Raw genomic sequence first — 10,978 nt, 5'->3', positions numbered from 1 at the left:
AAACGCCATGCGCGAGTTCAAGATTCCGCTGCCGGTGGTTCGCGCGCTGCTCGATCCGGTCTTCCGGGTGACGCTGCACGCGCGACTGCCCGTCGCCGTGCAGCGCACCCTGCTCGACGTGACCTCCCGGCTGCAATTCATGCCCGACGGCGCCGTCGTGCAGCAATTGCAGCTGGGTGGGCGGCCCGCCGAGCGGGTGATCGCCGAGATCGCGATCCCGGGTTCGCGTACCCGGGCCGTCCCGCCGGAGCGCGCGGCGGGCGCGATCCTTTACCTGCACGGCGGCGGTTACGTGGTCGGTTCGCTGGCCACCCACCGCTCCCTGGTCGCCAGGCTGGCGCTGGAGAGTTGCTGTGCGGTGTACTCGCTGGACTACCGGCTGGCGCCCGAGCACCCCTTCCCGGCCGGCCTCGACGACGCCGAGGCCGCGTTCCTCGATCTGGTGAACAATGTCGGCTACCAGCCGGATCAGATCTGTCTGGCCGGTGATTCGGCGGGCGGTGGACTCGCGCTCGCGCTGGCCCAGCGGCTGATCGAACGCCACAAGATGACCCCGGCCGCGCTCGGGCTCATCGCACCGTGGACCGACCCGACCGACCCGCCGAGCCGCGACCGTGACCTGGTGATCAACCGGGCGTGGTCGCGTCTGTGCGCCGCGCACTACCTGGGCGACGGCGACGCCACCACAGCGGGTTACGCCCCGCTGTCGGGCAACCTGATCGGCCTGCCACCCACCTATGTGCAGGTCGATGTGAGCGAACTTCTGCACGACCAGTGCCGCACGCTCGTCTCGGCCCTGCGTGGAGCGGGCGTGCACGTCCGTTTCACCGAAACCCGCGGCCTTTGGCACGTCGCGCAACTGCAGGCCGCGCTGGTCGCCGAGGCCGCGCTCGCGCTGCGCGAACTCGCGGACTTCCTGCGGGAAGCAATCCAGCCCGTATCGATAGACGACTTACGATAAAGCCAGGTGACGGGCATTTCGGGCGGCGATATCGCAACCGGGCCGAACGTGTCGTAGATTACTGGCGAGTAGAACCCACTGGAAGGGCACTGATGCGAGAGTTCGAAGTTCCGGCTTCCTACACCATCCCGGACGATGCGAACAATTCCGACAACGTCTTCCGCTTCGGCGAGGAGACGCCGAACGCGGTGTTGTTCAACGTTCCGAACGGCAGCGGCGGCTGGAATGACGTCACGGCGGCACAATTCGCGAAAGCCGTCACCGGCGTCGCCAAGGGCCTGATCGCCTCCGGCGTCGAACTGGGCGACCGGGTCGCGATCATGGCGGCCACGCGATACGAGTGGACGCTGCTCGACTTCGCGATCTGGGCCGCCGGTGGCGTGACCGTCGCGATCTACGACAGCTCGGCCGCCGAGCAGGCCAAGTGGATCCTGCAGGATTCCGAGACCAAGCTGCTGGTCGTCGAGAACGACAAGCACAAGGCCACCATCGACGAGATCGACGCCGCGTCGCTGCCCGCTCTCGCCGAGACCCTGCAGATCGACAAGGGCGCCGTCGACACCCTCACCGAGCGTGGTGCCGACCTCGACGACGCCGTGGTGCACGAGCGCCGCAAGCAGGTCGGCGCGGCCTCCCCCGCCACCCTGATCTACACCTCGGGCACCACCGGCAAGCCCAAGGGCGTGCAGCTCACCCACGCCAACCTGTGGGCCGAGTCGCGCTCGGGTGGCATCGAGCTCAGCGCGTTCGTCGCCGAGGGCCAGAAGACCCTGCTGTTCCTGCCGCTGGCGCACGTGTTCGCCCGCGCGGTCGCGCTGATCGCCTTCGATTCCAAGGTGACCATCCGCCACTCCTCGGACTGGACGACCCTGGTCGAGCAGTTCGGTGAGTTCAAGCCGGACTTCATCCTCTCGGTGCCGCGCGTGTTCGAGAAGGTCTACAACTCGGCCAAGCAGAAGGCGCACGACGGCGGCAAGGGCAAGATCTTCGACGCCGCCGCCGAGACGGCCATCGCCTACAGCGAGGCGCTCGAGAAGGGCGGCCCCGACCTGCTGCTCAAGCTCAAGCACTTCGTCTTCGACAAGCTGGTCTACAGCAAGCTGCGCGCCGCCCTCGGTGGGCAGTGCCTGGCCGCCGTGTCCGGTGGTGGCCCCCTGGGCGCTCGCCTGGGCCACTTCTTCCGTGGCGTCGGCGTCACCATCTACGAGGGCTACGGCCTGACCGAGACCACCGCCGCGTTCAGCGTGAACACCCCCACCCACATCCGGGTCGGTTCGGTGGGTCGCCCGATCCAGGGCCACGCCGCCAAGATCGCCGAGGACGGCGAGCTGCTGCTCAAGGGTTCGGTCGTGTTCGGCGGCTACTGGAAGAACGACGAAGCCACCGCCGAGGCGTTCGAGGACGGCTGGTTCAAGACCGGCGACCTGGGCGCCATCGACGCCGACGGCTTCATCACCATCACGGGCCGCAAGAAGGAAATCCTGGTCACCGCAGGCGGCAAGAACGTCTCCCCCGCCGTGCTCGAGGACTCCCTGCGCGCGCACCCGCTGATCAGCCAGGTGATGGTCGTCGGTGACGGTCAGCCGTTCATCGGTGCCCTGATCACCCTCGATCCCGAGGCCCTGCCGGGCTGGAAGGACCGCAACGGTGTCGCCGCCGATACCGCGATCGAGAAGCTGATCGAGAACGAGGCGCTGGTCTCCGAGATCCAGGCCGCCGTCGACGAGACCAACAAGAAGGTCTCCAAGGCCGAGGCCATCAAGAAGATCCGTATCCTCCCGGTCGACTGGACCCAGGAGACGGGCGAGCTCACCCCGAAGATGTCGCTCAAGCGCGCCGTCGTCATGAAGCAGTACGCCGGTGAGGTCGACAAGATCTACAGCTGACGTAGCTGATCAGAAAAGGCCGGTTGCTTTGCGCAACCGGCCTTTTCGTTGTTCTCGATACGTTTCAGAACCGCTGGGCCGCGAATTGGGCCGCGGTGACGGTCATTCCGTTGACGCTGTAGAGGGTGTGCAGGGCATTGGGGTAGGCCAGCGGGGAACCGTCGCAGATGTTGTCGCCGTCGATGCACAGGTCGATGGTCTTGTTCCGGTAGGACGCGCCGATCGACAGCGCGGGGGCCGCCGCGTCACGCAGGAACCGTTCGGAGGGTTTGCCGAACAGTACGACGGCGGCGACGTGCTCAGCCACCTCGGCCCGCATCGGCTCGGGCAGGTACTGCTCGTATTCCGGCGGAACCCCCTCGGGCACACCGGCACCCGTCGCGAACCCGGCCAGCGCCGCACCCTGCGAATACCCGCCGAGCACGATCCGCGTACCGGGACAATTCGCCGCGACGAACTCCACCCGCCGCTGCGCGTCGTCGATCCCGCGCACCACCGACTGCGCGAACCCGAGCCGATCCGCGAAATCACTACTGGCCGGATAGTCGACCCCGTAAACCCCCACCGACCGCCCACCGGCATTCGCCCGTAGCGCCTCGACAAAGGACATCCCGGTCACCCCGACCACCCCACCCGGCTCCGCGGTCCCCCGCGCGAACACCACTTCCACATCGGAACACGGCGCCGCGTAAGCGGACTGGATGGGCGATACCACTGGAATCGCGGCTGCCAGGAACACTGCAGACACGAATCGACGAAGAGAACGTGCTGTCATGCCGCGCAGACTACCTACCGGCGGCGCTGACCAGCCCCTTTCCGCACCGACTCGCCGACCGAATGTGTCGTATTACGATCGTGGTACGCTGAGTCGTGTTCGATGACATCCTGTGGACACCCGAGTCGGAAGCGCACATCGCCCGACACCAAGTCGAGCCGCACGAGGTCAGGGAGGCTACCGAGCGACCTTTCCACACGATGCCAGGCCGCGAGAGCACCACTCTGCTCCTCGGCCGTACGTAACACGGCCGGTACCTGCTGGTCGTGTTCGCATCCGCCCAGGACGGCCGCGCCTATGTCGCCACGGATCGCGACATGACCAACAATGAGCGGCGTGTTTACACCCGGAAAGCGAGATGAAAATGGGTGATGTGGACAAGGCCCGCGACTACTACGACAACGTCGATATCGCGGACGAGATCGAAAAGGCGAACCTGACAGCACACGCGGGTAACGAGCCCGGTAGCGCAATGGCCTCATACAGCGTGCGCATGCCCGCCGCCGTACTGGAGGAAGCCCGCAAGATCGCGAAAGGTCGCGGAATCACGACCGGTGCGTGGCTGCGAGAAGCGATCGAAGCCATGATTTCGCGAAACCGCGAAGACGAGGAATCGGTTCCGATCTCAGTGCTCTTGGCAGCGGCCGAGGAATACCGCCACCGAAAGGCTTCTTGATCAGGAACTCTGTGTGGCGACTTCCGGTTTCGCCGCCGCCGATTTCGCGTGGCCGACGAACAGAGCCGAGGCGAGCACGCCCACGAGCAGGATCGCGGCGGGCAGCAGCATGGACTGGGCCAGCGAGGTACTGAATTCGTCGATGACGTGGGGTGGGAGGGGGCCGGTGCTCGCGCCCTCACCGATCGGGGCGTCGCCGCTGAGGCCGTTGGCGCTCAGCCGGGCGGCGATGAGGGCGCCGATGGCGGCGCTGCCGAGGACCGAACCGACCTGGCGGGTGGTGTTGTAGACACCGGCGCCCGCACCGGCCTGGGTGACCGGCAGGTTGTGGGTGGCGGTCGAGGCGAGCGGAGCCCAGATGCAGGCGTTGGCCAGACCGGCGAGACCGCCGACGATCAGGAACGCCACGATCGACGAATCCGGCTTCATCAGCACGGCGAAACCGACGATGGAGGCGGCGAACAGGGAGAAGCCCGCGGTCGGGATCAGGCGAGGCGGTAAGCGGTCGGCGAATTTACCGATGAACGGCGCCGCGATACCGGTGATGATCGCCATCGGCGCGAACATCAGCGCCGACTCCGTCGGAGACATCTCCCGCACGCCCTGCAGATAGAAATAGGCGGGCACCATCATCGACGTGACGGCGGCGCCCATCGCGGCGATCGCCAGATTCGACAGGGCGAAATTGCGATCAGCGAACAGACTCAACGGCACGAGCGGTTCGCCGGTATTACGCGCCTGATTCACGACGAACAGAACGAGCATCACCACACCGAACGCGATCAACGCCCAGATCCACGGCGCCCAATCCTGCGCATTGCCCTCCTGGATACCGAACACCAGGGCGAGCATGCCGACGCCGCTGAGCAGCACGCCGACGAAGTCGAACTTGTGGTCGCTGGTCGGCAAGGCGGGCACCAACCACATCGCCAGACCGAACGCGATGACACCCACCGGCAGGTTCACGAAGAAGATCCATTCCCAGCCGAGCTCGTCGACCAGGACGCCGCCGAGAATCGGGCCGATCAGCGTCGCCAGACCGGCCACCGCACCCCACAGGCCCATCGCCGCACCGCGCCGGTCCGGTGGGAAGGTCCGGGTGATCACCGCCATCGTCTGCGGTGTCATCAGCGCGGCACCGATCCCCTGGGCGGCGCGCGCCGCGATCAGCATGCCGATGCTGCCCGACAATCCGCACCACAGCGACGCACCGGTGAACACCGCCAACCCGATCAGGTAGATGTTCTTCGGCCCGAATCTGTCCCCTAATCGCCCGGTGACCAGCAGGGGCACCGCGTAGGTGAGCAGGTAGGCGCTGGTCACCCAGATGACATCGGTGATGTCGGTGTGGAACGCGCTCATGATCGCCGGATTGGCGACGGCGACGATCGTCATGTCCAGCAGGATCATGAAGAACCCGACCACCAGCGCGAACAGGGCCAGCCATGGATTGCGTTCGGTGGTCATCGATACGTCCTATCGAGGGATTGATCGGGTGACGATCCGGCCGTTCATGATCGTCGCACTGCCGAGCCTAGGCCCGGGCACCGACACGAAGCCCGGCGAGCATCGGCTGTGCCCCCGGATTAGCCCTTCTGGCTGGTCACGGCTGCGGTACCGTTGGGGAATCTCGACAGGGGGAGTGGAAATTGAGTCATCCCATAGCTTTTCGTGCCGTGCGTGGGCTCGCGACGGCCCTGGTCACGCTGATCTGCGTGGTCGTGGTGCTCGAATCAGCGGTGGTCGTGGTGCGATGGCTCGGCTACCTCTCGGTCTCCGGACGCTACGCGGGCACCGTGAGCAGTGCCGAGTACAACGCGAGCCGCGACATCATGATGCCGCTCGAGGTCGGCCTGTGGCTGCTGTCGTTGCTCCTGATGTTCGTCGCATGGATCGTCCTGGTCGTCTGGCTGCTGCGGGCGCGCGGCAACGCCCAGATGGTCTCCCCGTCACCGCATCACCTGTCCACACCGTGGGCGTTCTGGGGGTGGGTCGTCCCCGTCGTCTCCCTGTGGTTCCCTCCCCTGTTCCTGCACGACATCGCGAAAGCATCGAGCTCCCAGCAGCGCGGCACCCCACTCGTACCCCTCTGGTGGATCACCTGGATCGCCGCCTGGCTCACCTTCTGGGCCGGAACCATCCTCACCGCGTCCGGCATCTCCGACGACCACGACACCATCCAAACCCTGCGCGACGCCGAGGTCGACTCCCTGTTCACCTTCAGCCTCCTCCGCACCCTCGCCGCCCTCCTCTTCATCTCCGCAGGCATCCTCCTGTCGACCACCGTCCTGAAAATCACCCGCACCCAATCCCACTGGACTCCGACACGCCTTTAGGTGGCCGAGGGTCATCTGTGCCAATGCAGTGTGGCTTCGGTGACGGTGGGGTGGTGGCCGGCGAATGGTGTGCCGGATTCCAGGCTGTCGGCGAGGGTGGTGAACAGGTGGGTGAGAGACGGCCATAATTCGCCCTCCGAGGCACCGGTGGCGCTGTATTCGCCGATGCAGCCGGAGCGGTCGCCGGGGCGGGTGTCGAGGAACAGGGTTGAGCCGTCGAGGTCGGCGAAGGGGATGAATTCGGGGAGGAACAGTTCGCTGGGTGAACCCGCGGGTTCGGCGCTGAAGGTTGCCGGGTCGTAAGCGGCGGCGTACTCGGGGATCCGGTTTCGCTGGTCGTCGATGATCTCCAGCCACAAAGTCCAGACGCGGTGGGCGCCGGACAGGGTGAGCAGGTCGTGGTCGGGGAGGAGGCGGGGCGGGAAGTGGTCGACGTGGTTGAACAGGACGGCGAGGTCGGCGGGGATCCGCTCCCACCAGCCGTGCGAGACGTCGGTGGGATCGTCGTCGCCGGTCGCCACGGGGGCCAGTGTCGACTCCACCCAGTTCTGGACGCGGGTCAGCGGGGTGATGAGCGCGCGGGCGGGCGAGTCGGTCATAGTCGCCGGTCCCGCCGGAAGGGGGTCGGGGTCGATGCGGCGGCTCTGATCGGCATGTTTCGAGTATGGCGTCCGAGGCGGGCCGGCTCGTGTTACGCGCCGCGCGGACCGGGCCCGCTGTGATCTAGATCGGCGAGATCGTCCGCCGCTTGCCCGGCACCCGGTCGGGGCGGCGGGGCTGGACGCGGCCGAGCGCCTCTAGCAGCAGCTCGCGCGTGCGCGACGGCAGGACCACGTCGTCGATGCCGAACCCGTCGGCGGCCAGTAGTGGGTCGATATTGGCCTGGAAGAGCTTGATGAGCTGGGTGCGGCGCTCGGCGGGGTCGGGGGCGGATTCGTAGTCGGCGCGGAAGGCCACGTCGACGGCGCTGTCGATGGGGATGGCGCAGATCTCGGCGGTCGGCCAGGCCAGCGACAGATCCGCGTCGACGCTTCGCCCGCCGCCCATCACGATGTAGGCGGCGCCGTAGGCCTTGCGGGTGACGATGACGAAGCGGGGCACCGTCGCGTTGGCGAGTTCGTAGCCAAGGCGCGCGCTGCGCCGGACCAGGCCGGTTTCCTCGGCGGCGGTACCGACCAGGAAGCCGGGCAGGTCGATGAGGATCAGCAGCGGCAGGCCGAACGCGTCGCAGACGGCCACGAAATGGGCGGCCTTCTCACACGCCGCGCTGTCGAGCGCACCCGCCAGGTGCAGCGGCTGATTGGCCACCACACCGACCGGGCGGCCGCCGATGCGCACGAACGCGGTCACCACATTCGGCGCGTTGGTGCGTTTGAGTTCGAAGAGCGTGTCGCGGTCGGCCAGGGCCTCGATCACCTCGCGCACGTCGTAGCCCGCACGCAACGAGGCGGGCACGAGTGCGTCGATCTCGCCTGCTCGATCGCCGGGTGTGAAGGGAGCCGTGCCGAGCACGGGAGCGCCGTCGGCCGACGGCGGCAGGTAGGACAGGTAGAGCCGGATGGCGTCGACGGCCTCGTGCTCGTCGTCGGTGACCACGTCGACGACGCCGCGTTCGGCCTGGATGTCGGCGCCGCCGATCTCGTCGTTGGTCAGGGTTTCCCCCGTCGCGGCCTGCACGAGCGGCGCCGACGACATCCCGATGGTGCCGATCCCCCGCACGATGGTGACGAAGTCACAGCAGGCGGCGAGGTTGGCGGGCGCGCCGAAACCGGGTCCCATCATGGCCGCCACGATCGGGACGTACCCCGACAGATCGGCCAGCCGCATCAGCAGCCGCGAGCCCGGCGCGGCCAGTCGCGAATCGAGCGCCTCCTGCATGCGGTGCCCGCCGCCGTCCATCAGCATGACGAGCGGAATCTTGTCCAGCAGTGCGCGTTCCACGCAGCGGTCGAGTTTGGCCATGCCGGTGGCGCCGTTGCTGCCGCCGAGCACGGTGAAGTCGAACGCGGCCAGGGCGAGCGGGCGGCCGTCGACGTAGGCGATGCCGGTGACCACGCCGTCACCGGGCGCGACCAACGGCGCGGCACCGGCCTGGGCTGGCCCGGGCCCGGCGAGCGCGCCGAATTCGTAGAAGCCGCCGTTGGCGAGCAGCGCGACCCGTTCACGCGCGGTCAGCTTGCCGCGGGCGTGCTGTTTGGCGACCTTGTCGGCGCGCGCCTCGTCGGTGACCGCGGCATAGGCCTCGCGCACCCGTTCGATCAGCGGGTCCACCTGGGGATCTGTCACGGCACACCTTTCACCACGACGGCATCGCTCGTTGCCGCGTCGGTGACGACCCTAGCGTTTTTGGCCCAGTGCCAATAGCCGATCGGCTCAGAGACCGTGCGCGTTCAACCATTCGCGCGCGGCGTCGGCGGGCGCTGTTCCACCCTCGACCCGTCCGAGCAACTCGACCAGACCCTCGGTGGTCAGCTCGCCCGCCACGTAATTGAGCTTCTTCAGCCGCACACGGTCGAAGATGCCCGAACGGAACAGCGCGAGGACGTTCTGCGCGCGCAGGTCGAAATTCTTGTCGTCGAGGACCACGAGACCCTCGGTCGCCGCGACCGGACCCGACAGCACGGCAACCTGGACGTCCCCGTGACGCAAAGCTTCGAACAGTTGCGCCGAGGACGGATAACGCACCGTCGCGGCGAAGGAACAGCCCTCGATGCGTGGGGGTTCGGTTGGCGCGAACCCGGGCACCTCGACGAAGCCCGCCGTGGCGTTCGCGCACGTCAATGCGTCGATGGTGCGCACGTTGTCGCGGGCGGTCTCCTGGGTGACCAGCAATCGCGCGCGCAGGTCGGTGCCGTCGGCGGCATCCGACAGCGACAGTCCCTGCGGCAGTGCCGCATTCACGGCCGCACCGACGTCGTCGGGCGTGCGGGCCGACGACGACGGATTCCATCGATCGAGCAGGGCGCCGTTGCGCGCGGGCAGGACGGCGATCCGCCCGGCGTCCAGATCCGCCACGGGCGCGGCGGACTCGGCGGCGACGGCCGTTTCCATGCCCGTGCGAGCCAGGGCCTGGGCGTAGATCTCGGCGAGCACCCTCGCTTCGGCCGAACCGTCGGCGCCGACCGTCACCACCGGGCCCAGTTCGTCACCGGCACAGGACGCGAGGGCGAAAACACAGGTGGTGGCCACCAACACGGCCGCGCTCCGCCGCAGGGCGCCCGAGATCATCCGCCGACACCAACTTCCTGTCTTTGCCGTCAACCCCCGCAATTCGCCGCGACGCGGGGCAATATGAACACCCAGAATGTACCTGCGGCGTCCGCGCCGCACGCACAGCGCACTGCCCGCCTTTGCCGGAAGGACTCCAGTGAGAACCTCTGCACACCGACAATGTCGACCGGCACACCGCATGGTGGTGCGGATGGGCCGGATTCTGGCCGCCGCGGTGGCACTGGCCGCCGCCATGGTGGTGGCCTCGTGCGCCGACTCCGAGCAGCAGATGGCCCACGGCGATTGCGCCAGCGACGAATTGATCATCGGCTCGGCCGATTTCCCCGAGTCCGAGACCGTGGCGACCATCTACACCGAGGTGTTGCGGATCAACGGTTTCAAGGTGGCGACGAAATTCGATTTCGGAAATCGCGAGGCCTATCTGCCCGCCGTCCGCCGATGTGTCATCTCCCTGGTCCCCGAATACACCGGAAACCTGCTGCGGTACTTGAACAAAGACGCGACCGCGACCACCCCGGCCGAGGTGGACACCGCGCTGAGCAGCGCGCTCGGCGAAGACCTCGCCATCGCCACCCCCGCCCCCGGCCAGAATTCCGACGCGGTCGTCGTCACCCGCGCGACCGCGCAGCGCTGGAATCTCACCACCATCGCCGACCTCGCACCCCATTCGGCCGAGACGACCTTTGCCGCCAAACCCGAATTCGCCGACCGCCCCGGCGGCCTACCGGGCTTACGCAAGAACTACGGCCTCGATATCAGCGCCCAGAATTTCGTCGCCATCGCCGACGAACCGGAGACCGTCCGTGCCCTGACCGACGGCCGGGTCACTGCCGCCGATATCTACACGACCTCACCGGCGATCATCCAGAACGACCTCGTGGTCCTCACCGATCCCAAGAACAATTTCGCCGCCCAGAATGTGGTGCCCCTCTTCCACGCCGCCAAGAAGACCGACAAAGCCGTCGCGGTCCTCGACGCGGTGTCGGCCGAACTCACCACCGCGGAACTGATTTCCCTCAACACCGCCGTCTCCGGCGCCGCCAAGATCGAACCCAAGGCCGCCGCCCTCGCCTGGCTCACCGCCCGCGGCCTCGACACCCCGATCGCCTAGGC

The 10,978-nt window shown here is 67.5% G+C and carries 10 protein-coding genes; 5 read left to right on the top strand and 5 right to left on the bottom strand.

Annotation, left to right across the window (positions count from 1 at the left end; translation table 11 throughout):
• Positions 1-7: 7 nt before the first annotated feature.
• Both ACWEVR_RS02395 and ACWEVR_RS02390 read left to right on the top strand, forming a co-directional pair.
• Positions 8-961: an alpha/beta hydrolase gene (locus ACWEVR_RS02395; RefSeq protein WP_452465499.1), complete on the top strand. Its 954-nt coding sequence runs from the start codon at positions 8-10 to the stop codon at positions 959-961.
• Between the two features lie 92 nt (positions 962-1,053).
• A complete protein-coding gene (locus ACWEVR_RS02390) occupies positions 1,054-2,847 on the top strand; it encodes an AMP-dependent synthetase/ligase (protein ID WP_452465498.1) in 1,794 nt (597 codons plus the stop codon).
• Between the two features lie 64 nt (positions 2,848-2,911).
• Here ACWEVR_RS02390 and ACWEVR_RS02385 read toward each other — a convergent pair whose 3' ends face one another.
• A complete protein-coding gene (locus ACWEVR_RS02385) occupies positions 2,912-3,517 on the bottom strand; it encodes a cutinase family protein (protein ID WP_133733922.1) in 606 nt (201 codons plus the stop codon).
• 469 nt (positions 3,518-3,986) lie between these two features.
• Between ACWEVR_RS02385 and ACWEVR_RS02380 the strand changes: the two genes are divergently transcribed.
• Complete coding sequence (locus ACWEVR_RS02380; RefSeq protein ID WP_225278805.1) at positions 3,987-4,298, top strand: hypothetical protein; 312 nt, start codon at positions 3,987-3,989, stop codon at positions 4,296-4,298.
• On the opposite strand, the gene ACWEVR_RS02375 is transcribed toward ACWEVR_RS02380, so the two are convergent.
• Positions 4,299-5,765: a DHA2 family efflux MFS transporter permease subunit gene (locus ACWEVR_RS02375; RefSeq protein ID WP_452465497.1), complete on the bottom strand. Its 1,467-nt coding sequence runs from the start codon at positions 5,763-5,765 to the stop codon at positions 4,299-4,301.
• A gap of 182 nt (positions 5,766-5,947) precedes the next feature.
• Between ACWEVR_RS02375 and ACWEVR_RS02370 the strand changes: the two genes are divergently transcribed.
• Positions 5,948-6,634, top strand: coding sequence for a DUF4328 domain-containing protein (locus ACWEVR_RS02370; RefSeq protein WP_452465496.1), 687 nt, complete (start codon positions 5,948-5,950; stop codon positions 6,632-6,634).
• An 11-nt stretch (positions 6,635-6,645) separates the two neighbouring features.
• Here the strand turns inward: ACWEVR_RS02370 and ACWEVR_RS02365 are convergent, their stop codons facing one another.
• From ACWEVR_RS02365 to ACWEVR_RS02355, 3 genes are all read right to left on the bottom strand, one after another.
• On the bottom strand, positions 6,646-7,233 hold the full coding sequence (locus ACWEVR_RS02365) for a hypothetical protein (RefSeq protein ID WP_452465495.1): 588 nt from the start codon (positions 7,231-7,233) through the stop codon (positions 6,646-6,648).
• A 124-nt stretch (positions 7,234-7,357) separates the two neighbouring features.
• Entirely contained in the window at positions 7,358-8,920 is a 1,563-nt protein-coding gene (locus ACWEVR_RS02360; RefSeq protein ID WP_452465494.1) for an acyl-CoA carboxylase subunit beta, read from the bottom strand.
• An 87-nt stretch (positions 8,921-9,007) separates the two neighbouring features.
• Positions 9,008-9,862, bottom strand: coding sequence for a glycine betaine ABC transporter substrate-binding protein (locus ACWEVR_RS02355; protein ID WP_452465493.1), 855 nt, complete (start codon positions 9,860-9,862; stop codon positions 9,008-9,010).
• A gap of 193 nt (positions 9,863-10,055) precedes the next feature.
• Here ACWEVR_RS02355 and ACWEVR_RS02350 point away from each other — a divergent pair, with 193 nt between their 5' ends.
• Complete coding sequence (locus ACWEVR_RS02350; RefSeq protein ID WP_452465492.1) at positions 10,056-10,976, top strand: ABC transporter substrate-binding protein; 921 nt, start codon at positions 10,056-10,058, stop codon at positions 10,974-10,976.
• Positions 10,977-10,978: the final 2 nt, after the last annotated feature.

Source organism: Nocardia sp. NPDC003979 (assembly GCF_053605015.1).
This window is presented reverse-complemented; position numbering and strand designations above follow the sequence as displayed.

Excerpts from the sequence above, each read along its gene's own strand:
- ACWEVR_RS02350 (WP_452465492.1), top strand. The coding sequence starts at position 10,056 with ATGGGCCGGATTCTGGCCGCCGCGGTGGCACTGGCCGCCGCCATGGTG.
- ACWEVR_RS02380 (WP_225278805.1), top strand. The coding sequence starts at position 3,987 with ATGGGTGATGTGGACAAGGCCCGCGACTACTACGACAACGTCGATATC.
- ACWEVR_RS02395 (WP_452465499.1), top strand. The coding sequence starts at position 8 with ATGCGCGAGTTCAAGATTCCGCTGCCGGTGGTTCGCGCGCTGCTCGAT.
- ACWEVR_RS02375 (WP_452465497.1), bottom strand. The coding sequence starts at position 5,765 with ATGACCACCGAACGCAATCCATGGCTGGCCCTGTTCGCGCTGGTGGTC.
- ACWEVR_RS02355 (WP_452465493.1), bottom strand. The coding sequence starts at position 9,862 with ATGATCTCGGGCGCCCTGCGGCGGAGCGCGGCCGTGTTGGTGGCCACC.
- ACWEVR_RS02365 (WP_452465495.1), bottom strand. The coding sequence starts at position 7,233 with ATGACCGACTCGCCCGCCCGCGCGCTCATCACCCCGCTGACCCGCGTC.
- ACWEVR_RS02390 (WP_452465498.1), top strand. The coding sequence starts at position 1,054 with ATGCGAGAGTTCGAAGTTCCGGCTTCCTACACCATCCCGGACGATGCG.